Annotated in this window: 20 protein-coding genes; 4 read left to right on the plus strand and 16 right to left on the minus strand. The window is 64.2% G+C overall.

From position 1 onward, the window contains the following. Positions 1-78: 78 nt before the first annotated feature. Positions 79-369 carry a GIY-YIG nuclease family protein gene (locus IYW40_RS03095; RefSeq protein ID WP_196399329.1) on the plus strand — a complete coding sequence of 97 codons (291 nt, stop codon included), beginning with the start codon at positions 79-81 and terminating at the stop codon, positions 367-369. A gap of 222 nt (positions 370-591) precedes the next feature. On the opposite strand, the gene IYW40_RS03100 is transcribed toward IYW40_RS03095, so the two are convergent. The 3 genes from IYW40_RS03100 to IYW40_RS03110 all read right to left on the minus strand — a co-directional run bounded on the left by IYW40_RS03100 (position 592) and on the right by IYW40_RS03110 (position 3906). Continuing rightward, on the minus strand, positions 592-2220 hold the full coding sequence (locus tag IYW40_RS03100) for a CTP synthase (protein WP_196399330.1): 1629 nt from the start codon (positions 2218-2220) through the stop codon (positions 592-594). A 105-nt stretch (positions 2221-2325) separates the two neighbouring features. After that, positions 2326-3258, minus strand: a complete 933-nt coding sequence (gene secG, locus IYW40_RS03105; protein WP_196399331.1) for a preprotein translocase subunit SecG — start codon at positions 3256-3258, stop codon at positions 2326-2328. 168 nt (positions 3259-3426) lie between these two features. Beyond that, the gene (locus IYW40_RS03110; protein WP_196399332.1) at positions 3427-3906 is read right to left on the minus strand and encodes a hypothetical protein; all 480 of its coding nucleotides are present in this window, start codon (positions 3904-3906) and stop codon (positions 3427-3429) included. Positions 3907-4151: 245 nt separating this feature from the next. Between IYW40_RS03110 and leuB the strand changes: the two genes are divergently transcribed. Further along, a complete protein-coding gene (gene leuB / locus IYW40_RS03115; RefSeq protein ID WP_196399333.1) occupies positions 4152-5261 on the plus strand; it encodes a 3-isopropylmalate dehydrogenase in 1110 nt (369 codons plus the stop codon). Between the two features lie 14 nt (positions 5262-5275). Here leuB and folE read toward each other — a convergent pair whose 3' ends face one another. Both folE and IYW40_RS03125 read right to left on the minus strand, forming a co-directional pair. Beyond that, positions 5276-5848, minus strand: coding sequence for a GTP cyclohydrolase I FolE (gene folE, locus IYW40_RS03120; protein WP_196399334.1), 573 nt, complete (start codon positions 5846-5848; stop codon positions 5276-5278). A gap of 158 nt (positions 5849-6006) precedes the next feature. Then, the gene (locus IYW40_RS03125) at positions 6007-7086 is read right to left on the minus strand and encodes a hypothetical protein (RefSeq protein ID WP_246720601.1); all 1080 of its coding nucleotides are present in this window, start codon (positions 7084-7086) and stop codon (positions 6007-6009) included. A gap of 316 nt (positions 7087-7402) precedes the next feature. On the opposite strand from IYW40_RS03125, the gene IYW40_RS03130 reads away from it, so the two are divergent. Both IYW40_RS03130 and smbP read left to right on the plus strand, forming a co-directional pair. Beyond that, on the plus strand, positions 7403-8659 hold the full coding sequence (locus IYW40_RS03130) for a cytochrome c peroxidase (RefSeq protein WP_196399335.1): 1257 nt from the start codon (positions 7403-7405) through the stop codon (positions 8657-8659). Positions 8660-8786: 127 nt separating this feature from the next. Then, a complete protein-coding gene (gene smbP, locus IYW40_RS03135) occupies positions 8787-9125 on the plus strand; it encodes a small metal-binding protein SmbP (protein WP_196399336.1) in 339 nt (112 codons plus the stop codon). Here the strand turns inward: smbP and murI are convergent. From murI to cysD, 11 genes are all read right to left on the minus strand, one after another. Then, the gene (gene murI / locus IYW40_RS03140) at positions 9122-9943 is read right to left on the minus strand and encodes a glutamate racemase (protein WP_196399337.1); all 822 of its coding nucleotides are present in this window, start codon (positions 9941-9943) and stop codon (positions 9122-9124) included. The two genes, smbP and murI, sit on opposite strands and share 4 nt — an antisense overlap. A gap of 129 nt (positions 9944-10072) precedes the next feature. Then, the gene (gene truB / locus IYW40_RS03145; RefSeq protein WP_196399338.1) at positions 10073-10975 is read right to left on the minus strand and encodes a tRNA pseudouridine(55) synthase TruB; all 903 of its coding nucleotides are present in this window, start codon (positions 10973-10975) and stop codon (positions 10073-10075) included. Then, on the minus strand, positions 10972-11400 hold the full coding sequence (rbfA, locus tag IYW40_RS03150) for a 30S ribosome-binding factor RbfA (protein ID WP_026222605.1): 429 nt from the start codon (positions 11398-11400) through the stop codon (positions 10972-10974). The genes truB and rbfA overlap by 4 nt, the downstream gene beginning before the upstream one ends. A gap of 151 nt (positions 11401-11551) precedes the next feature. Next, positions 11552-14173 (minus strand): translation initiation factor IF-2, encoded by a 2622-nt coding sequence (gene infB, locus IYW40_RS03155; RefSeq protein ID WP_196399339.1) that lies wholly within the window; start codon positions 14171-14173, stop codon positions 11552-11554. Between the two features lie 37 nt (positions 14174-14210). Beyond that, on the minus strand, positions 14211-14864 hold the full coding sequence (locus IYW40_RS03160) for an RNA-binding protein (protein WP_246720603.1): 654 nt from the start codon (positions 14862-14864) through the stop codon (positions 14211-14213). Between the two features lie 16 nt (positions 14865-14880). Then, positions 14881-16476 (minus strand): transcription termination factor NusA, encoded by a 1596-nt coding sequence (nusA, locus tag IYW40_RS03165; RefSeq protein WP_196399341.1) that lies wholly within the window; start codon positions 16474-16476, stop codon positions 14881-14883. Between the two features lie 2 nt (positions 16477-16478). Then, entirely contained in the window at positions 16479-17234 is a 756-nt protein-coding gene (rimP, locus tag IYW40_RS03170; RefSeq protein ID WP_196399342.1) for a ribosome maturation factor RimP, read from the minus strand. 395 nt (positions 17235-17629) lie between these two features. Beyond that, the gene (rfbD, locus tag IYW40_RS03175; protein WP_348644225.1) at positions 17630-18754 is read right to left on the minus strand and encodes a dTDP-4-dehydrorhamnose reductase; all 1125 of its coding nucleotides are present in this window, start codon (positions 18752-18754) and stop codon (positions 17630-17632) included. Beyond that, entirely contained in the window at positions 18751-19827 is a 1077-nt protein-coding gene (rfbB, locus tag IYW40_RS03185) for a dTDP-glucose 4,6-dehydratase (RefSeq protein WP_196399343.1), read from the minus strand. The genes rfbD and rfbB overlap by 4 nt, the downstream gene beginning before the upstream one ends. Positions 19828-19986: 159 nt before the next feature. After that, a complete protein-coding gene (gene cysN / locus IYW40_RS03190) occupies positions 19987-21888 on the minus strand; it encodes a sulfate adenylyltransferase subunit CysN (RefSeq protein ID WP_196399344.1) in 1902 nt (633 codons plus the stop codon). Next, positions 21888-22790 (minus strand): sulfate adenylyltransferase subunit CysD, encoded by a 903-nt coding sequence (gene cysD / locus IYW40_RS03195; protein ID WP_196399345.1) that lies wholly within the window; start codon positions 22788-22790, stop codon positions 21888-21890. Before cysD ends, cysN begins: the two co-directional genes overlap by 1 nt. Between the last annotated feature and the right edge of the window lie 264 nt (positions 22791-23054).

Consider the following 23054-nt stretch of genomic DNA (forward strand, 5'->3'; position numbering starts at 1 on the left):
CGTGGATGGCCGGGACAAGCCCGGCCATGACGCGCTGAAACTCTTGCCGCGACGCTCTCTCGTCCGCACCATGCGCCTATGCGTGGCGGTTGGGTTTACATCATGACCAATCGGCCAAACGGGACGCTCTATCTCGGCGTCACCAACCACCTCGCGCGCCGCGCCTTCGAGCACCGCGAGCGCCGCATTCGTGGGTTCACACAACTCTATGGCCTCAAGCGCCTCGTCTGGTACGAACCGCATGACGACATCCGCACGGCGATCCAGCGCGAGAAGACTATGAAGCATTGGCCCCGAGCGTGGAAGGCCCGGCTCATTCTCGAGATGAATCCCGAGTGGCGCGACTTGTACGAGGATCTGGCGAACTGATCGGCGAGGAGAGGATCCGCCTCCTCTCCGCGTCATGCCCGCGCTTGTCGCGGGCATCCACGCGGCGCCGCAGCGCGAGCCCCGCAGCATTTGCGCATCGTCCCGGCGTGGATGGCCGGGACGAGCCCGGCCATGACGGCTGCGCACTCTTTCCGCGTCATGCCCGGCCTTGTCCCGGCCATGACGGGGCTGCACGCATTCCGGCGAATTGGAACTGCTATGTCACACCAACCGGCTCTGCGCCTTCGCCGCGGCGATAAAGCTTGCAAACAGCGGGTGCGGCTCGAAGGGGCGCGACTTTAATTCGGGGTGATATTGCACGCCGATGAACCAGGGGTGGCCCGGGATTTCGACCGTCTCGGGCAATAGGCCGTCCGGCGAAGAGCCCGCGAACAAAAGCCCGCAGTCCTCCAGCCGCTCGCGATAGGCGAAATTCACCTCATAGCGATGGCGGTGGCGCTCGGAGATTTCCGTCTCGCCGTAAATTCCCGCGATGCGCGAACCGGGCTTCAACAGCGCGGGAAAAGCGCCAAGCCGCATGGTGCCGCCAAGACCCTCGCCGACGCCGCGCTTCTCCAGTTCATTGCCCTTGAGCCATTCGGTCATCAGGCCGACGACCGGCTCGGCGCAGGGGCCGAACTCTGTCGAATTCGCCTTGTCGATTCCGGCGAGCGCGCGCGCGGCCTCGATCACCGCCATCTGCATGCCGAAACAGATGCCGAAATAGGGCACGCCGCGCTCGCGCGCGAAACGCGCCGCGAGGATCTTGCCCTCGGCGCCCCGCTGGCCGAAGCCGCCGGGAACGAGAATGCCGTGCACATGTTCAAGATGCGCGGCCGGATCGGCGGTTTCGAAAATCTCCGATTCGATCCAGTCGAGATTAACCTTCACGCGGTTCGCCAGCCCGCCATGGGCAAGCGCCTCGATGAGGCTCTTATAGGCGTCCTTCATCTCGGTATATTTGCCGACGACCGCGATGGTGACTTCGCCCTCGGGATTGTTGATGCGCTGCGTCACCGCGTTCCAGCGGCTCATGTCGGGCTTTGGCGCGGGCTCGATGCCGAAGGCGGCGAGCACCTGCGCGTCCAACCCCGCCGAGTGATAGGCGCGCGGCACGTCATAGATGTTGGCGGCGTCGCGCGCCTCGATCACCGCCTGTTCGCGCACATTGCAGAAGAGTCCGAGCTTGCGGCGTTCCTCGCGCGGGATCTCGCGGTCGGTGCGGCAGAGCAGAATGTCGGGCTGAATGCCGATCGAGCGCAGCTCCTTGACCGAATGCTGCGTCGGCTTGGTCTTCAACTCGCCGGCGCTCGGAATGTAAGGCAGGAGCGTCAGATGGATATAGATGCAGTGATGCGGCGGCAGATCGTTCTTGAGCTGGCGGATCGCCTCGAAGAACGGCAGGCCCTCGATGTCGCCGACCGTGCCGCCGATCTCGATCAGCGCGAAATCCACGTTCTCATTGCCATCGACGACGAACTCCTTGATGGCATTGGTCACATGCGGAATGACCTGGATCGTCGCGCCGAGATAATCGCCGCGCCGCTCCTTGCTGATGATGTCCTGGTAGATGCGGCCGGTGGTGACATTATCCTGCTTCGAGGCCGGGCGGCCGGTGAAGCGCTCATAATGTCCAAGGTCGAGATCGGTCTCCGCGCCGTCGTCGGTGACGAAGACCTCGCCGTGCTGATAGGGCGACATCGTGCCCGGATCGACGTTGAGATAGGGATCGAGCTTGCGCAGCCGGACCGTATAGCCGCGCGCCTGCAACAGCGCGCCAAGCACCGCCGACGCCAAACCCTTGCCAAGTGAGGAGACCACGCCGCCGGTGATGAAGATGTACCGCGCCATGGGACCTAACGCCTAACGCCTTTCCAGCGATTCTGATAGCGGATTCTATCGGGCCGGGGGCGGTTGCCCCCAGCCAAGAACATCGGATGGCGGATTTGACGCCGGTTACTGGGTCGGCGCTTTCCAGATCGTCGAAGGCGCGGGCTTGGTTTCCGGCGCGGCGGGTTTCGGGGCTTCCGCGGCCGGGGCCGGCGCGGCTGGAGCCTCCGTCTTCGGCGCTTCCCACTTCAAGCCGTCACTCTTCGAGGCGTCGGGCTTCGGCGCTTCGGCGGCGGGCGCAACCGCTTCCGCCTTGGGGGCTTCAGCAGGCGGCGCGACGGGCTTCGGGGCTTCTGCGGCCGGGGCCTGCGGAGCCGTCGCCGCTGGGGCCTCGGTCTTCGGCGCTTCCCACTTCAAGCCGTCAGTCTTCGAAGCGTCGGGCTTTGGCGCTTCGGCGGCCGGGGGCGTTGCGGGAGCAACCGCTTCAGGCTTGGGAGCTTCGACAGGCGGCGCGACAGGCTTCGGCGCTTCAGCGGCCGGAGCCTGCGGAGCGGGCTCCTGCGACGGGCGCAGCGCCGGCGCCTCGGCGGCGGGCGGAGTCGTCGCTGGCGGGATTGCGGCCGGCGGCGTCGCTGCAGCCGGCGGCGCCTCTACCGGCGCGCTCTGCTGGCGCTTCTGCTGGGCGCGCTGGAGCTGCTCGAAAATGCTGTCCTTGCCGGGTTCGGGCGCCTTTTCAGGCGCGCCCTGCTCGCCCTTGCCTTCGGTCTTGGGAAGCTCCTTGAGCTGGATCGATCCTGGGTCGAGCGCCTTGGTCCAGTCGTCGCCGCCCTCGCTGCGCCGCTCCCAGGCCGGCAGCACGGTCAGCGCGATGCTGGTGATAAAGAAGATCGTCGCGAGAATGCCCGTGGCGCGGGTGAGCGCATTGGCCTGGCCGCGGCCGGTGAAAACGCCGCTGCCGCCGCCCATGCCGAGCGCGCCGCCCTCCGACTTTTGATAAAGCACCAGAATGACGAGCGCCGTGACCACCATCAGGTGGATCGCGATAATGACCTGCTGCATGTGCACCCTTCCAGCCGCGCCTGAGCCGCGCTCGACGCGCAATCCGTTGGGCGGCCTTTTACACCAAGCGCCACGCGCAAGGAAGGGGATAAAGACCGTGCGATCAGCCGTCTAAACGAAGAATCGCGAGCCTTGCGGCTCGCGATCAATTAGAGTCTCGGACGTCGCTCAATAAAAATTGCCGTCCTGGCCCTTCCACTTCGAGCCTTCTTCGTCGAATCGGGTCTCGTCATTGAAGTCGACGACCTTGCCCGGCTCGATATATTGCTTGTCCTTGATCATCTGGTTCTGGATCGTCGTCGAATAATAGCTCGTATTGTCCGAACAGCCGGGCTTCGCCGCGCCGCCTTCCGGCTTGCATTCGAGATTGGCGCCCTTCGGGAAGCGCACTTTCGCGGTGTAGTAGAACTCATAGCCGGCGTGACCGGCCCCTTCGACGTCGAGCGGCCAGAAGCGCGTGACTTTGAAGTCCTCGATCACCACGTCCTTGTCGAACTTCTTTTTGATGAGATTTTCGAAGACCTTCTTCGCGTCGTCGGGCTTGGGCTCGCAATTGACGAGGCAGAAGGCCTTGGCGGGCGCGACGCCGGCGAGGGCGCCGAACAGGCTAAGCGCCATAATATGCACGATCGTTTTATAGCTCTTCATCTTTGCGTCTCCCAACTGCGCACAGCCTGCGCATCGCTTCTCGCGGACGTCGCTCGTTGATTGACGCGTCTCGCGCGAAGCCCCCTTGCGTTTGACATTTTTCAAGCTGCACGGCTTAACGCGCTGCGGCAAGGGCGGCGTGCCGGGCGAATTGTCGCACGACCAAAAGAGATTTCGCGCGGTTGCGTCGCCTTGTCGCGCGCTCTATTGACGGCGCGAGTTTCAAAGCCGACGACGAGGTATTCATGGCCGCTTACAAGCTTCTGCTCCTGCCGGGCGACGGCATCGGTCCGGAAATTTCCGCCGAGGCCGAGAAGGTCCTCGCCCTTCTGAACGAAGCGGGCGTCGCGCGCTTCGAGGTCGAGCGGGGGCTCGTCGGCGGCGCCGCCTATGACGCGCATAAGCAAGCCATCAGCGAAGAAGACATGACGCGCGCGCTTGAGGCCGACGCCGTGCTGCTCGCCGCCGTCGGCGGGCCGAAATGGGACGGCGTGCCTTATGACCTGCGTCCCGAATCCGGCCTGCTGCGCCTGCGCAAGGATTTGGGTCTTTTCGCCAATCTGCGCCCGGCGATCTGCTATGCCGCGCTGGCCGACGCTTCTTCGTTGAAGCGCGACATCGTCGACGGCCTCGACATCATGATCGTGCGCGAATTGACGGGCGGCGTCTATTTCGGCGAACCGAAGGAGATTACCGATCTCGGCAATGGCCAGAAACGCGCCGTCGATACGCAGGTCTACGAGACCTATGAGATTGAGCGCATCGGCCGGGTCGCCTTCGAACTGGCGCGCAAGCGCGGCAACAAGGTGACCTCTTCCGAGAAGTCGAATGTGATGAAGTCGGGCTATCTGTGGCGCGAGGTCATCACCGCGCTGCATAAGCGCGAATATGCCGACGTGACGCTCGAACATATGCTCGCCGACGCGCTCGGCATGCAGCTCGTGCGCTGGCCCAAGCAGTTCGACGTGATCGTCACCGACAATCTGTTCGGCGACATGCTGTCCGATGAAGCCGCGATGCTCACCGGCTCGCTCGGCATGTTGCCGTCGGCTTCCCTCGGCGCAGCTGACGAAAAGGGCAAGCGCCATGCGATGTACGAGCCCTGCCATGGCTCGGCGCCGGACATCGCCGGCAAGGGCATCGCCAATCCGATCGCCATGATCGGCTCGCTCGGCATGGCCCTGCGTTACAGCTTCGATCTGCCAAAGGCGGCCGACGCCATCGACGCGGCGATCGCCAATGTGCTGGCCAAGGGATTGCGCACGGCCGACATCAAGGGCGACGCGACGTCAACCGTCTCAACGAAAGAGATGGGCGACGCCATCGTCGCGGAGCTGAAGATGACGCTGTCGTAAGGCGTCCGCGCGATTTACTTCCCGTGCACCATGCCGAGGAATTCCTCGCGGGTGCGCGGGTCGTCGCGGATGACGCCGAGCAGGCGGCTCGTCGTCAGCAGCGAGCCGGTGGTGTTGACGCCGCGCAGCGTCATGCAGCTGTGCTCCGCCTCGATGACGACGCCGACGCCCTGCGGCTCCAGAATATCCTGGATCGCTTCGGCGATCTCGGCGGTGAGCTTTTCCTGAATCTGCAGCCGGCGCGCGAAGCCATGCACGACCCGCGCGAGCTTTGAGATCCCGACCACACGATTGTTCGGCAGATAGCCGACATGCGCGCGCCCGGTCACTGGCAACATGTGGTGTTCGCAGAAGCTGACGACGCGAATGTCCTTCAATACCACGAGCTCGTCGTAGCCGCCGACCTCGTCGAAGGTGCGCTTGAGATAGTCGCGCGGATCGACTTCATAGCCCGCGAAAAGCTCGCGGTAGGAGCGCGCCACGCGCTCCGGCGTGTCGATCAGACCCTCGCGACTAGGATCGTCTCCCGCCCATTCGATGAGAACCCGCACGGCCGCTTCTGCGTCAGCTTGAGTGGGCTTGGCCATGCCTTAGCTCTCCAGGATCTTCGAGGCGGATCGCGCCGCCCAGTCGCTGGATAAAGTCACAGGCTATGGCGTTTGGCAAAGGCCACCGCCGCTCCATTCGCCAAAAGAAAAACGCCGGCGCGGGGCGCGTCGGCGTTTCGATGGCTCCACGCGTTCGCTCAGCGCCCGAGCCCGATCGCCGATCCGACACTGTTCACGGTGCGCTTGACGAAGCCGAACGGACCGTCGCTCGGGGGAGGCGGCGGCGGAGCCGCCGGGGCAGGCTCGGGCATCGCGACGGCCACCGGCGGCGGCGCCTCGGCGGCGGGCTTGGCTCGGCTGGCGACCGGCTTCGGCGGCTTCTTCTGCTTCACCAACTTGGCGCGCGGCGCGGGTTTTGGCGTTTCAATCGTTTGTTCGGCCGCGCTCGGCGGCTGCGAAACTGGCGCGGCGGGCGCAGTCGCTTGCGGCGGCGTCAGCGCAGCGGCTCGCGGCGGAACGGCCGCGGGCGGCGATGTCGGCGCAGGGGCCGACGGCGCCGTCGCCGGCATGGGAAGCGGCGCCGTCGCCGTCATGGGCAGTGGCGCGAGTTGCGGCGCAGCCGCGGCGCCGGCGGGAACAGGAATGCTCGCGCCAAGCGGCGCAACCGCCGGCTTCGGCGGCGTCATCGCGGCGCCCGCGGCCGGCGTTGTCTCCGATTGGACGTCCGCGCCAGACGCGGATTCAGCGGCGGCGGCCGCTGGCGGCGCAGGCTCGGCCGGCGCCCTGGCGCTTTCCTCAAGCGCGGGCGCTTTGGCGGCCGCTTCGTCCGTCGGCGCAGTCTCTTGCGGTTGCGGCGCGGCGCTGCCGAGAACGGGTTCAGCGGCTTCCGGAGCGGCCAAAGGCGGCGCCGTGGCCAGCGCCGGATCCTCGCTCGGCTCGACCGTGCTCCACGGCCCCAAGACCCAGGTCAGGGCCGCCAGTCCGGCGATAACCACCGCGGCCGCCGCGAAGAACAAGGCCCGACGGCCGCCTTCGCGTTCGTCCTCCGGCTCGTCGTAGAATTCTTCGTCGGTCGCATGGACCGCGCTCCAAGCTTCCTCTGCGCGCGGCGCCTGAGGCGAAGGACCCGGATTGATCGCTGCATTCGTTGGCGGGCGCTCGAAGCCCTGACCCGGCCCTGCGGTTGGCTCGGGGGCGTGGCCGAGGTCGCGACGCAGTAACTCTTTAAACTCGGCAAATTCAGCCATCAGCTCCTTATCGTCGCCGATATCCATCATGCCTGAACCCTTTCATTGGCCGCGCGCCAAGGACTCGGCGATGAGTCGCGCGCGGTCGCACCATCCGCGCTCAGACAATCGTTAAAATGTGGCTGTACTGCGCCGGGTTGCTTTCAGGACATTAAACCTGCTTAATTTCAGTCTCTTGGATGTGCGTTTACGGCGCAGCTTGCTGCTGCGTGCGCTGCATGCGGCGTAAATGCGCGGCCTTGCTGGAAGATATCCAAATTAACGAAATTGACCTTTGCGCCGCGCGATTCCTAAAGTTTCGCAGGGCGCGAAGAAACGCGCTTGTCTTCTCCAACGGGCTGCTCAAGTGACCCTTTCCTGTCTACGCAAGGCGCGCCGAGCTGCGCTTTGCGCCGTCTTCGCAGTGCTCGGCTCCCCGCTCTACGCTCAGCCCGCGCCAACGCGCGCCGGCGCGGCGGACGAACGCGGCCTGACGGCGCTCGAACTCCTCGGCAAGCGCGTGTTCGAAGACGCGAGCCTGTCGCGTCCGGCGGGCGTCTCCTGCGCCTCCTGCCATGACGCTGCGACGGCCTTTCAAGGCAATAATGGTTCGAGCGTCCCTGCCGTGGCGCGGGGCTCGCTGCCGACGTCTCTGGGCAAGCGCAACACGCCGTCGATCATGTATGCGTCCTTCGCGCCGCCTTTCGAATTCATCGACGATAAGGATGAAGAGACCGGCAAGATCGAAAAAATCCCGGCTGGCGGACAGTTCTATGACGGCCGCGCGAGCGATCTCCTCGCCCAGGTCGAAGGTCCGATGCTCGATCCGCTCGAAATGAACGCCCCGTCGAAACGCTTCGTCGTCGAGACGGTGCGCGATGGCGCCTACGCCGACCTCGTCCGCCAGGTCTATGGCGACAAAGTCTTCGCCGATCCGGACGCCGCCTTCGTGAAGCTCGCGCAAGCGGTCGTCGCCTTCGAGGCGAGCGCGCGCTTTCATCCCTTCGCCTCCAAATTCGACGATTATTTGCGCGGGCAAGCGCAGTTGACGGCGCTGGAGAAGAAAGGCTTCGAACTCTTCAAGGACACGAAGAAGGGCAATTGCCTCGCCTGCCACGCCGGCAAGGAAGATTCGCGCAATCCGCAGGACTGGCTCTTCACCGATTTCACCTATGACGCGCTCGGCGGCCCAAGAAACAAAGCGATTCCGAGCGCGTCGAAGCCTGAGTCGGCTCCCGATCTTGGCCTGTGCGCGCGACCAGGACTCGCTGAAGTCGCCCCTGCGGACTTCAAGGTCGAGAGCGTCTGCGGCGCTTTCAAAGTGCCGACCTTGCGCAACATCGCCGTCACCGGCCCCTATCTGCACAATGGCGTCTTCGACAAGCTGCGCGACGTCGTCGCCTTTTATGCGACGCGCGACACCGATCCCGGCCGCTGGTATCCCAAAGACCGGCGCGGCAAGCCGGCAAAATATGACGACCTGCCGGCCTCCGCGCATGAAAACGTCAACGTCGAAGAGGTTCCCTACGATCGCAAGCCGGGGGAAAAGTCGCGGCTGTCCGAAAAAGACATCGACGCCATCGTCGCTTTTCTCGAAACCTTGACCGATCGCCCAAGACCCTAACGCGCGTCAGCGAGACGCGCAGGCGTCGCGGCTCTTGCGCGGAACCGTGGGCGCATTAATCTACAAAAGCGGAGCTGACGGTAACGGTCAAGGCCGCGTTTAATCAAGGTTATTGGGAGGGGAAACTATGATCCGCAGAACGTTCATCGCCCTCATCTCACTATCGGTCGCGGCGTTGTTCTCGCCAATTGCGCTCGCACAGGAAAATCATGTCGCCGAAGCGATCACCCATACGCGCCAGGCGGTGGACGCCGGTCTAGAAGGCAAGGCCGACGGGGTCGTGGAACACGGCAAGGAAGCTTTGAAGCACGCTCAGGCCGCCCAGAAGGAAAAGTCGAACCGCTTCGTGCGCGCCGGCATCGTCCATCTGAAGCAGGCGATCAAGTTTGGCGAAAAAGGCGACGCCAAGGGCGGCGTCAAGCACGCGAAAGAGGCGCTGGCGAAACTCGACCACGCCCCGCACTAGGCGGTAGGGGCGACAGCGGTCAACGCAAGGCCGTAGCGCGCGAGCGTTGCGGCGAGCGGCGCCGGGGGACGAGCGCCGCTCGTGAAGATGATGCTACGGGAGACCGGCTGGCCTCCCGGCGCATCTGCGCCGAAGCGCTCGACAAGCAATTGATCCGCGCGCCGCGCGATCGCTGGCGCGGGGTCAATCCACTCGACCGGCCAGGGCGCAAGCCGTTTGAACTCGTCGACCAGCAGCGGGTAATGCGTGCAGGCGAGCGCGACGGCGTCCGTGCGCCTGCCGCCTTCTTCCTTGAAGCAGGGAGCAATCTCCGCGGCGATGTCGACGTCTCTCACGCTTTCCCCATGCATGTAGCTCTCAGCGAGACTGGCCAAGCGTTTCGAGCCCACCAGGGTCACCGAGCAATGTGCGGCGAATTGCGCGATGAGGTTTTGCGTATAGTCGCGCGCCACCGTGCCCTGCGTGCCGAGCACCGAGATCATCTTTGACGTGGTGCGCTCGGCCGCCGGCTTGATCGCCGGCACCGTGCCGACGAAAGGCAAGGCGGGCCAATGCACGCGCAAATGGGGCAGTACGATCGTCGAAGCGGTGTTGCAGGCGATGACCACGATGTCCGGCGCGTGCTCGGCGATCAGCCGCTCCATGAGATCCATCACACGTTGGACGAGTTCCGGCTCTTTCCAGGAGCCGTAGGGGAAGCCGGCGTCATCCGCGCAATAGAGATAGTCCGCCGATGGCCGCAGCTTGACGATCTCAGCAAAGACCGTGAGGCCGCCGAGACCGGAATCGAAGACGAGGAGTTTGGGCGGACGGGTCATGTGCAGCGAATCTCGGAGCCCATAGGACAAGCTTCGAGGAACAAGATCAACATCGCCGAAAATGCGGCGTCAGGCGCCTGGCGCACCTGTCCTCGCGATGGTCATCAGCAGTCGGCGAGACACGCTTGGTCAGAACGGCAGATTAAACACCCGCGCCGGCGCCAGCGCGCCCTGGACGATTTCGCCGAAGGCGACCGGCACGCCACCGCAAGCGGCGTAGACAATGCCCTCATGCGGCGCGTCGCGGCCGCGCAAAATCACCGAGCCGCCGCGCCGCAACCGCGCCGCCGTGTCGCGATCGACGACGACGCAAGGCAGTTCGGCCAGTCCAGCCTCGACCGACAGCAGCGCCTCAGCGGCCATGTTCTGAGTTTCGATCTCGTCGAGCGTATAGGCGTCTTCCTCGAGGAAAGGTCCGACGCGGGTGCGTCTCAGCGCCGTGACATGGCCGAAGCAGCCCAATATCCGGCCGAGATCCCGCGCCACCGCGCGCACATAAGCGCCCTTGCCGCATTCCATGACGAATGTCGCGTCGTCGCGAGACGCGTCGATCAGCGTCAGCGAGCGGATCCTGACCGCTCGCGGCTTCAAATCGACCTGCTCGCCCTCGCGGGCGATGTCATAGGCGCGCTCGCCGGCGATTTTGATCGCCGAGAACTGCGGGGGCGTCTGCAAGATTTCGCCGACGAACTGCGGCAGCAGAGCTTCGATTGCGGCGCGCTCCGGCCGCACGGCGCTCTCCCGCGTCGCGCGCCCATCAGAATCGTCCGTATTGGTCTCGACGCCCCAAAGCACGGTGAAGCGATAGGCCTTCTCGCCGTCCTGAACGAAAGGCACGGTCTTTGTCGCTTCCCCGAAGGCGACGGGAAGAATGCCGGACGCGAGCGGATCGAGCGTGCCCGCATGGCCTGCCTTTTGGGCGTTGTAGATGCGCTTGAGGCGCGACACCGCCTGTGTGGACGTGAGCCCGACAGGCTTATCCAGCGCCACCCAGCCGTCGACGACGACGCGGTCCGATTTCTTTTTGCTCATTCCTCAACGCCATCCTCTTTGGCGTCGTCGCCATCGGCGAGATCGCGCTTCACACGGTCGGAACTGAGCAGCGCGTCGATGCGCGACACATTGTCGAATGTGTCGTCGATGCGAAAGCGGATTTCGGGCGCGAACTTCAAATTCACCTCTTGCACAATCTCTCCGCGCAAAAATCGCTTGTGGCGATCCAGCGCGGCGAGCACCTCCGGCTCATCCTTGCCGCCAAGCGGAACGACGTAAATCGTCGCGAGCTTGAGATCGGGACTCATCTTCACCCGCGAAACAGTCACGACATGCTGTTCGAGCACCGGATCGCTGATTTCGCCCCGCGTGAGCAGCCGGGCGGCGGCGTGGCGCACGAGTTCGCCGACACGCAACATGCGCTGCGACGGCGCGCCCGCCTGTGAGTGATGAGCTCTGGACATTTTGGACCCGATGATTGCAGTCGTCTCACGCCCGCGCCTGTGGCGGACATTCCGCGCATGAAGCGTAACGAATGAAGGTAGCGCGGCTCAGCGCAACGAGGATGGCCGGGACGCGCCCGGCCATGATGTTTTTGCGGCGGCGCAGCGCCGCCTACAGCGTTCGCTTGATTTCCTCGACGCGATAGCACTCGATGACGTCGCCGGCGCGCATGTCCTGGTAGTTCTCGAAAGCCATGCCGCATTCCTGTCCGGCCGTGACTTCCTTGACCTCGTCCTTGAAGCGCTTGAGCGTCGAGAGCTTGCCCTCATGCACGACGACATTGTCGCGGATAAGCCGCACATTGGCGCCGCGCTCGACATTGCCATCCGTCACGCGGCAGCCGGCGACCTTGCCGACCTTCGAAATATCGAAGACCTCGAGGATCGTGGCGTTGCCGAGCATGGTCTCGCGCAGCGTCGGCGCAAGCAGACCCGACATCGCCGCTTTCACATCGTCCACGAGATTGTAGATGATGTTGTAGTAGCGGATCTCGATGCCGGCGCGTTCGGCCGCGTCGCGCGCCTCTTTGTGAGCCCGCACGTTGAAGCCGATGACCGCGGCGTTGGAGGCTTCGGCGAGCGAAATATCGGATTCCGAGATGCCGCCGACGCCGGCATGCACGATGCGCGCCCCGACTTCTTCGGTGCCGAGCTTTTCGAGCGCCGCGGCGATGGCTTCGACCGAGCCCTGCACGTCGCCCTTGATGACGAGCGGGAATTCCTTGCGGCCCGCCGTCTTGAGCTGGCTCATCATGTCGGAAAGCGAACCGCGCGCCGAACCGCCGCGCGCGGCGATCTTGTCGCGCTTCATACGCTCGCGATATTCGGCGATCTCGCGGGCGCGGGCTTCCGACTCGACGACAGCGACGCGGTCGCCCGCTTCCGGCGTGCCGCTGAAGCCCAGAATCTCAACGGGGAAGCTCGGACCGGCTTCGGGTCGCGCGGCGCCCTGATCATCGAGCAGCGCGCGCACGCGGCCCCATTGGGTCCCCGCCACGACAATGTCGCCGACACGAAGCGTGCCGCGTTGAATCAGCATGGTCGCGACAGGCCCTCGGCCTCTGTCGAGCCGCGCCTCGATGACCGTGCCTTCGGCGGCGCGATCGGCGTTGGCCTTCAGGTCGAGCACCTCAGCCTGCAGCGCGATCAGTTCGAGCAGCTTGTCGAGATTGGTCTTCTGCTTCGCCGAGACTTCGACTTCGAGCGTCTCGCCGCCCATGGTCTCGACCTGCACTTCATGCTGCAGCAGTTCGGTGCGCACCCGCTCGGGCTTCGCGTCCGGCTTGTCGATCTTGTTGATAGCGACGATCAGCGGCACATGAGCGGCGCGGGCGTGATTGATCGCCTCGATCGTCTGCGGCATGACGCCGTCGTCGGCCGCAACGACCAGCACCACGATGTCCGTCACCTTGGCGCCTCGGGCGCGCATCGCCGTAAAGGCGGCGTGGCCGGGCGTGTCGATGAAGGTGATGGCGTGACCGTTCGGGGCCGTCACCTGATAGGCGCCGATATGCTGGGTAATGCCGCCGGCCTCGCCGGAGACGACATTGGCCTGTCGAATGGCGTCAAGCAACGACGTCTTGCCGTGGTCGACGTGGCCCATGATGGTGACGACCGGCGGACGCGCCGTCAGATCGGCGTCGACGTCGGGCGTGTCGAACAGGCCTTCCTCGACGTCGGATTCGGCGACGCGCTTGACCGTGTGGCCCATCTCTTCGGCGACGAGCTGCGCCGTATCGGCGTCGATGACGTCGTTGATTTTGTGCATCTCGCCCTGCTTCATCAGCAGGCGGATGACGTCGACGGCGCGCTCCGACATGCGGTTCGCGAGTTCCTGAATGGTGATCGTCTCGGGAAGGATCACCTCGCGCAGAACCTTTTCCTTCTGCTCCACCTGACCGCGGAACAGCCGCTGCTGCCGGCGCTTGAATGAGGCGACGGAGCGGGTGCGCTCTTCGTCGGTGCCGGCGGTGGCGGTGGAGACCGTCAGACGGCCGCGATCCTTCATCGCGCCGCCGCGAGAGGGAGTCGGGCGTGGCGGCTGGGGCGGCGTAAAGCCGCCGATGGTGCGCACCGGCGGACGACGCACCGCGGCTTCGCCCTCGGTGCGAATGGGGGCGCGCGTCGCGGCCGGACCAGGCGCGGCAGCCCCGACGGGAGGACTGCGGGGCGCCCCAACGCCGGCGGCGTCAGCCGGCAGCCGGCGACGCGCCTCTTCCTCGGACTTGCGTTTCGATTCGGCTTCGCGCGCGAGACGCTCTTCTTCCTCGCGCTTGCGCGCGTCGGCGGCGGCGCGCTCAGCGTGTTCGCGCTCCTCGCGTTCGTTGCGCGCCTTGGCGTCGATTTCCGCGCGGCGGCGATCGTCCTCTTCGCGCGATTTCGCGTCGACCAGCGCGCGAGCGCGCGCTTCGCGCTCCTCATCGGTCAACGCGCGCAACACGACGCCGGAGCCGGAGCGCGGCGCAGGCGCGGGACGTTGGGTCGCGGATTTCGGCGCGGCCTTCGGCGGCGGCGGCGGCGACTCCGCAATCGGGGCCGTCGCGCCGGCCGGCTTCGCCGGCTCGGGCTGTCCGGGCGCGCGACGCTTCACCTTCTCGACCACGACCACTTTTGAGCGGCCATGGGAGAAGCTCTGACGGACCATGCCATGCTCGACCGGTCGCTGCTTTAAATGCAACGTCTTCGACGGCGCGACGGTCAGAGTTTTGTCGCCGCTGTTCTCGCCTTCGCTCATCCAGTTCCCAATCCTGGGTCGCTACGACCCGTTAACTTTACTCTGCGCAGCCGTTCGGCTTCGCTTCGATTTCGTCGCCCGTCGCCGGCGCGCCGTCGATGCATACGCCCCGATAGGCTGCGAGTCGACGGCATCGCCCGATGAAAGCCGTCGTCGGACCGCTCCCGGCGAGGGCAGCATGTATCACATTTGTGCGGCCCAACGCCAAATCCAATTGCAGCGACGAAAATAAGCCGATGACGGGGGTCGTCGACCCCGCGCGCCGGGCGGCTTGGGCAAGCTTGCGCTTGCCGTCTTCGCCGCCGTCGCGCGCTTCGATAAGGGCGCGGACAGAACCTTGCGCCAGGGCGTCGGCGACCTTGCCGAAGCCGGCCGCAACGGCGCCCGCCTTATTGGCCAGCGACAGCATCTGCAGACAATCGGCTTCGAGCAACCGGTCGACGTCCTCGGCCAGTTGCGGCGCGGCGTCGATCTGCGTCTTCAGCGCGCGCGCGAACAGACGCTTTTGCGCCGCCTGCGCCACGACGTCGGCGCGCGCCGTCACCCAGACGCCGCGGCCAGGGAGCCGCGCCTTGATGTCGGGCGCGAGCGCGCCGTCCGGCCCGCGCACAAAGCGGATCATCGCCTCGGGCGCGCCGCTCTGGCGCGTCACGATGCAGGTCCTCTCCGAAACATGCGGCTCGCGCGTCATGCCCTCGATCAATCCGCTATTCGCCTTCGGCCGGAGCTTCAGCTTCGACCTCGACCGGCGCCACAGGCTCCTCGATCCAGCCCACGCGCACCCGCGCGAACATGATCATCGCTTCAGCCTCTTCACGCGACAGATCAATGCCTTCGAAAAAGCCCTCGTGCTTGGTCGTCTCGCCATCCTTCTTCTCGCTCCAGCCGACGAGGTCGTCCGGCACGCAGCCGGCGAAATCCTCCATCGTCTTCACGTCGTTCTCGCCGAGCTTGACCATCATCGCGCTCGTCAGGCCCTCGATCTCGCGCAGGTCGTCGGCGACGCCAAGCGCCTTTCGGCGCTCTTCGTTCTCCGCCTCGATGCGCTCCAGATAGTTCTTGGCGCGGTTCTGAATTTCCGCGGCGGTATCCTCGTCGAAGCCCTCGATCGTCGCGAGTTCAGGAAGTTCGACATAGGCGAGCTCCTCGACCGAGCGGAAGCCCTCGGACGCCAGCAGCCGCCCGACGACCTCGTCGACGTCGATGGCGTTCATGAACGACTTCGTGCGTTCGACGAATTCCCTCTGCCGGCGCTCCGACTCTTCGGCCTCAGTGAGAATGTCGATGTCCCAGCCGGTCAGCTGCGAGGCGAGACGCACATTCTGGCCGCGCCGCCCGATCGCGAGCGAAAGCTGATCGTCAGGCACCACGACCTCGATGCGTGAACTGTCCTCGTCGAGAACGACCTTAACCACTTCCGCCGGCTGCAGCGCATTGACGATGAAGGTCGCGGCGTCCGCTGACCAGGGAATGATGTCGATGCGCTCGCCCTGCAGCTCGCCGACGACCGCCTGAACGCGGGAGCCGCGCATGCCGACGCAGGCGCCGACCGGATCGATCGAGGAATCGCGCGACACCACAGCGATCTTGGCGCGCGAACCCGGATCGCGGGCGACCGACTTCACCTCGATGACGCCGTCATAGATCTCCGGCACTTCCTGCTTGAACAGCTTCGCCATGAATTGCGGATGGGTGCGCGAGAGGAAGATCTGCGGGCCCCGCTGCTCGCGGCGCACATCGTAGACATAGGCGCGGGCTCGATCGCCCGGGCGAAACATTTCGCGCGGGATCATCTCGTCGCGGCGGATAATGGCTTCGCCGCGGCCAAGGTCGATGACGACATTGCCGTATTCGACGCGCTTGACCACGCCGTTGACGATTTCGCCGATGCGATCCTTGTATTCCTCATACTGGCGGTCACGCTCGGCCTCGCGCACTTTCTGCACGATGATCTGCTTTGCAGACTGCGCGGCGATGCGGCCGAAGTCGAAAGGCGGCAGCGTTTCGGAGATCCAGTCGCCGGACTGCGCCGCCGGATTGCGCTTGCGCGCTTCGGCGAGCGAAATCTGCGTCGAGTCGTTTTCCACCTCGTCGACGACAAGCAGCAGCCGCGAGAAGCGAACTTCGCCCGTCTTGGAATTGATCTCGGCGCGCACTTCGGTTTCCTGGCCGTAGCGCGAGCGCGCCGCCTTCTGCAGCGCGTCCTCCATCGACGCGATGACGATCGAACGGTCGATCGACTTTTCGCGCGCGACGGCTTCGGCGATCTGCAAAATCTCAAGTCGGTTGGCGCTGACGGCCATTGTTAGTCTCCCCTCGAACGGCCGGAGGGCTTTGGTTTGCCGCCGGCCTTCTTGAACTGGGTTTGAACGCCGGCCGGAGCCAGCGGTTTCTGCTTCTGTTGCGCGGGGCCGCGAAAGCGTCCCGGTCCACGGCGCGGACGTTCCTCCGCGTCCGCCTCCTCCTGCTTCTCTTCAGTCTGTTGGAGCTTTCCAGCCCGCAGCGACTCGCGAATGAGCGCCTCGGTCAGCACCAGCCGGCCTTCGTCGAGATCGGCGAGCGGCAGCGACACGGCTTTTTCTTCGTCCGAGCGCGCGTCGGTGCGCTCCAGCGCGAGCGTCGCGCCTTGCCCCTCGCCTTCGACGCCGCGAATGACGCCGCGAAAGCGCTTGCGGCCGCTCGCCACGGGATGGGTCAGTTCGATCTTGACCTCATGACCGATGGCGCGGTGAAAATCCGACAGACGCACCAGCGGACGATCGACGCCCGGAGAAGAGATCTCCAGACGATATTCGCTGGCGATGAGATCGGCGACGTCGAGTTCCGGCGACAGCGCCTGGCTCGCCGCCTCGCAATCATTAACGGTCATCGTTCCGTCCGGACGCTCCGCCATGATTTGCAGAATCGGTCCGTTCTGCTGCAAGAGCCGCACGCGCACCAGTCGGTAGCCCAACTGCCCCAGCACCGGCTCTACAAGATGCGCTACGCGCGCGGCGACGCCGGTCTCACTGACGAGACGCGGTTCGTCAAAGGTCGTGCTGGCGGCGGCGTTTTGCGTCAAGCCTTGTCCTTGAAGCTCTCGAACGATCAAAGCAAAAAGAGCGGGTCCCCGGAGGGCCCCACTCTCAATCGGCGATCATCCGAGAATGATCGTTATGAGATGAAGTTCGGCCCTATATGGCAGGGAAAGGGCCAAAAATCAAGAAATCTTGAAACTAGTCGCTCAGCCGGTCGTCGCACGCCGCACGCAGGGGCGTAAGCCCCCGCCATTGCGGCCTTTGAATTCACATCTGATTTTGCGAGAATTGCACGCGAGAGCGCGTGTTGACCTTGCGGCGATGCGCCCAGGCCCGAATCGCGGACGCGCCATCGCCGCGAAATTCTTCGGGTTTCGTGACGTCTGCGCCGATGACTCTCGCGCACGCGATCGAGCGTTCTCTACTGATGATCGCCGGTTCAGTGGGGAAGTAATCGCGCGACGCAGGCGTTGACGGAGTCGCGCCAGTTGGGCAGCGCGACGCCGTAGCTGGCTTCGAGCTTGGCGTTGTCGAGCCGTGAATTCGCCGGACGGCGGGCCGGCGTCGGATAGTCTGCGGTGGCGATGCGCTTGACGCGCACGGGCTTGCGGCCCTGCCTCTCCGCCGCCGAAAAAATCGCGTCCGCCATGTCCGCCCAGCTTGCTTCACCCTGCCCGGTCATGTGGAAAACGCCACGCAGACGCGGATCGGAATCGTCGACCAGCCTTTCGGCGATGGCGAGCAACGCGTCGGCGATGTCCAGCGCGTTCGTCGGATTGCCGATCTGATCGGCGACGACGCCGATTTCATCGCGCGTTTCGCCAAGACGCAGCATCGTCTTGACGAAATTCGCTCCAAACGGACTGTAAACCCAGGCGGTGCGCAAAACGGCGCAATTCTCGCAGCGCGCGGCAATCTGCCTTTCGCCTTCGAGCTTCGAACGTCCATAGGCCCCGGTCGGGCTGGGTTCGTCGTCTTCGCGATAGGGGCGATCGAGCGTTCCATCGAAGACGTAGTCGGTCGAAAGATGCAGCAGCGGCACCTTCAGTTCGGCGGCGGTTTCGGCGACGAAGCCCGCGCCCGCGCCATTGACGCGCATCGCGACGTCGGGTTCGCTCTCGGCCTTGTCGACCTGAGTATAGGCGGCGGCGTTGACGATGGCGTCGCAGCGCACGCTGCGCAGCGACGCCAGAACCATGTCGCGCGAGGAGAGGTCGAAGCGCGGACGGCCGAGCGCGAGCAATTCGACGCCTCTCGGCGCGCGCTCGATGAGGGAGCTGACGACCTGGCCGGTGAGCCCGGTGACGGCGATGCGCTTCATCCTGCCCACTTTACCCAAAAACCTCCGCCAGATCACGCAGCCGCAGCCATTTGCGATCCTGTCCGACAGCACGGCGCTTCCGGCGGCGGCGGGCCACGCGATCCCGATGTCAGGGTCGTCCGAGGCGACGCCGCAATCATACTGCGGCGAATAGACGTTCGTCACCTTGTAGATGACTTCCGTATCGGGCTCGAGCGTGACGAAACCTGCGCGTCCGACAGACAGCCCCCTGTCGCGCGTCAGGCGACGGCGTCTTCATCTTGCTCGGCAAGAACGCCGAGGCGCTCGCCCCGATAGGCGCCCGAGCGGATTGCTTGCCACCAATCCGAATTGTCGAGATACCAGCGCACGGTTTTGCGAAGACCGGTTTCGAACCGCTCGGCCGGCCGCCATCCGAGTTCGCGCTCGATCTTGGAGGCGTCGATGGCGTAGCGCCGATCATGTCCCGGCCGATCGGCGACGAAGGCGATGAGATCGCGATGCGGTCCGGCGCGCCGCGGACGGAATTCGTCCATGAGGTCGCAGATCGCTTCGACCACGTCGATATTGCGCCATTCGTTGCGTCCGCCGACGTTATAGGATTCGCCGACTTCCCCTTCGCGCGCAACGCGCATCAGCGCGAAGGCGTGGTCCTCGACATAAAGCCAGTCGCGCACATTCTCGCCGCGCCCATAGACCGGCAGCGGCTTCTCCTCGATCGCGTTGATGATGGTGAGCGGAATGAGCTTCTCGGGAAAATGATAGGGGCCATAATTGTTGGAGCAATTGGTGACGATCGTCGGAAGACCATATGTGTGGCGCCAGGCCCGCACGAGATGATCCGACCCCGCCTTCGACGCCGAATAGGGCGACGTCGGCGCATAGGGCGTGTCTTCGCGGAACAGGCCTTCCGCGCCGAGCGCGCCGAACACCTCATCGGTGGAGATATGCATGAAGCGGAAGGCGCGCGCGTGGGCGCGATCGAGCCGCCGCCAATAGTCGAGCGCCGCCCGCAGCATGACGAATGTGCCGACGACATTGGTTTCGACGAAGGCGGCCGGCCCGTCGATCGAGCGATCGACATGGCTTTCGGCGGCAAGATTCATGACGACGTCCGGCTGAAAATCGGCGAAGGCGCGGGCGACCGCCACCACGTCGCAGATATCGGCTTGAACAAAGGCGAAACGGGAACTGTCGGCGATCGGCCGCAGCGAGGCGAGATTTCCCGCGTAGGTGAGCTTGTCGAGAACGAGAATCTGGTCGACGCTCTTGCCGATCACGGCGCGCGCAACGGCCGAGCCGATGAACCCCGCGCCCCCGGTGATCAATATCTTCATCAAAAGCCCGCTTCTCGCGATCGACTCCGCCCTGAAATTCGCGCCCTCACCCGCCAGGGCGCGCCCTATTGCGAAGGCGGCGGTTGTCGCTCAAGCCGCTTACGCGGACTCTGTGGCGGAACAACGTCATGGCGCTGACCTGAGCGACGCCTTGCGCCGCTATACGCTCAGCAATTCGTTCGCCTCGAGATAAGCGATAATCTGGTCAGCAATGGATTCGGCCGAGTGTTCGGCGGAACTGAGCCTTAATTCCGGGGATTCCGGCGCTTCGTAGGGCTGATCAACGCCGGTAAAATTCTTGATCTCGCCGGCGAGCGCGCGCTTATACAAGCCCTTGGGATCACGCTCCTTGCAGACATCGAGCGGCGTGTCGATGAAAATCTCGATGAACTCCTGTTCTCCGACGAGCGAGCGCACCATCCTCCGTTCAGCGCGGAAGGGGGAAATGAAGGCGCAAAGCACGATCAAGCCCGCGTCGACCATCAGTTTCGCGACTTCTCCCACCCGACGGATGTTTTCGACGCGGTCGGCTTCGGTAAAGCCGAGGTCCTTGTTGAGGCCGTGCCGCACATTGTCGCCGTCGAGCATCAGCGTATGGGCGTGACGTTCGACAAGTTTGGATTCGACGAGATTGGCGATCGTCGATTTTCCCGCGCCGGAAAGCCCGGTAAACCATAGGACCGCGGGCGACTGATGTTTGAGACGCGCGCGCGTCGCCTTGGAGACGGATTGCTCCTGAAGATGGATATTCGTGGCGCGGCGCAGAGGAAAGGCGATGATCCCTGCGGCGGCGGTCGCATTGGTGAAGCGGTCGATCACGATAAAAGCGCCCGTCGTGCGGTTTTCATCGTAAGGATCAAAGACGACGGGCGCGGCGGTCGCGACGTTGCAAAAGCCGATCTCGTTAAGGCTCAGCGTCTTGGCGGCGCTCTTTGCGCCAGTGTCCACGTCGAGCTTGTGCTTGATCTCCGTCACGCTCGCGGCAAGAGACCGGCCGTTGATCTTGATCAGATAGGAACGGCCAGGCAGAAGGGCGTCGTCGCTCATCCAAATCAGATGCGCGGCAAATTGGTCGGCGACGTTCGGGCGCGTTGTCGGATGGCAGAGAACGTCGCCGCGCGACGCATCGATTTCGTCGGCGAAGGTCACCATGACCGAGTCCGGCGCAGCGGCGCTGAACAGGTCACCGCCCATGGCGACGATACGCGCGATTTTGGTCTTCCGTCCGGAGGCGGCCGCTACGATCTCATCGCCGACCTGGAGGCGGCCGGAAGCGATGGCGCCGGCGAAACCACGGAAGGCGTCGCTTCGGCGATTGACCCATTGCACCGGCAGCCGCAGCGGCGCATCGGCGCCATCCGTCTCAACGTCGACGTTTTCGAGATAGGCCAGGAGACTGGGGCCGTCACGCCACGGCATATTCGCCGAGTCCGCGACGACATTGTCCCCGTGGCGGGCAGAAATGGGGATTGCTTCGACGGAGCGAAAGGCGAGCGATGCGGCGACGCTTTCAAATTCGCCGACAATTCTTTCAAACACGGCTTGGTCGTAATCAACAAGATCCATTTTGTTGACGGCGAGCACGATGTGCCGAACGCCAAGCAGAGAGGCGATCGTCGCATGTCGCCGCGACTGCGTCAGCAGACCCTTGCGGGCGTCGACGAGCAGTATGGCCAGCTCGGCGTTAGACGCTGCCGTCGCCATGTTGCGCGTATACTGCTCATGGCCGGGCGCGTCGGCCATGATGAACGAACGCGCGGGCGTGGAGAAATAGCGGTAAGCGACATCGATCGTGATGCCTTGCTCGCGTTCGGCCTCAAGTCCGTCGACCAGCAAGGCGAAATCGATCTCCTCGCCCAAAGCGCCATGGCGCAGCGAGTCGCTGCGCAGAGCGGTAAGTTGATCGTCGAAGATCAGCCGACGTTCATAGAGAAGACGCCCAACGAGCGTTGACTTGCCGTCGTCGACCGATCCGCAGGTCAAGACCCGCAAAGTAGGCCGCGGCCGGCTTGGCTGGGCTTTTGCGAGGATTTCCGCTTCTGCGATAAAGGGAGCGGTCATCAGAAATAGCCCTCGCGCTTCTTTCGCTCCATCGACGCAGACTCATCGAAATCGATCAGCCTGCCCTGACGTTCAGAGGTCGAGGCCTGTCGCATTTCCGCGATGATCGCCTCCAGCGTGTCCGCCTCCGATTCGATGGCTCCGGTCAATGGATAGCAGCCAAGCGTTCGAAAGCGCACGCGCCGCGATTCGACGACTTCATCCGGCCCCAGCGGAAACCTTTCATCGTCGACCATGATGTAAGCGCCGTTGCGGCGAACGATCGGCCGTTCCTTTGCGAGATAAAGAGGCACGACCGAGATGTTTTCCGCGGCGATGTAATCCCAGACGTCGGTCTCGGTCCAATTCGACAGCGGAAAGATTCGCATGGTCTCGCCGGCGCCGAGACGGGTGTTGAATATCCGCCAAAGTTCGGGACGCTGAGTCTTAGGATCCCAACCGTGGGAGGCAGTTCGATGCGAGAAGATGCGCTCCTTCGCCCGACTTTTCTCCTCGTCGCGACGCGCGCCGCCGAAGGCCGCGTCGAATCCGCCTTCGTTCAGCGCCTGTCTAAGCGCCTCGGTTTTCATTGCTTGCGTGTATGCGGATGAGGAGCATGTGAAGGGCGAAACGCCGCGCTTTCGCCCGTCTTCATTTGTATGAACGATCAAATCCATTTCGACGCGCGCCGCGGTTTGGTCGCGGAACGCAATCATTTCGCGAAACTTCCACGTGGTGTCGACATGCAACAGCGGGAAAGGCGGCTTGGCTGGAAAAAAGGCTTTGAGCGCGAGATGCAACATCACGCTCGAATCCTTGCCGATAGAATAGAGCATCGTCGGACGCCGGAACTCGGCCACCGCTTCTCGCAAAATGAAAACCGCTTCGGCTTCGAGCCGGCGCAGATGGGGCGTGAGAGGCATTCTTCCTCAAAAATTAGGAAATGAACTCATAGTGTTCGTCGTCAAAGGAGTCGAAAATGTGATATACTGCGTTTTGCACAGGGCTCGCTTGAATCGCCTCACCGGCGTCTACCTCGGTGGATGCGGACCGTAGAAATGTAACTCTGTGCGCTGCAACGATTGGCCAAGGCGTGAGCCGCGCGCCGTCGTCAGGCAATTGATCGAAGCATTCAACCCGTTTCGTCAAACAAAGATTGCGCCATGTCACGGCGCTTGCAAAATGGG

This window comes from Methylocystis sp. H4A (genome assembly GCF_015709545.1).
In the GTDB taxonomy this organism is placed as follows: Bacteria; Pseudomonadota; Alphaproteobacteria; order Rhizobiales; family Beijerinckiaceae; genus Methylocystis; species Methylocystis silviterrae.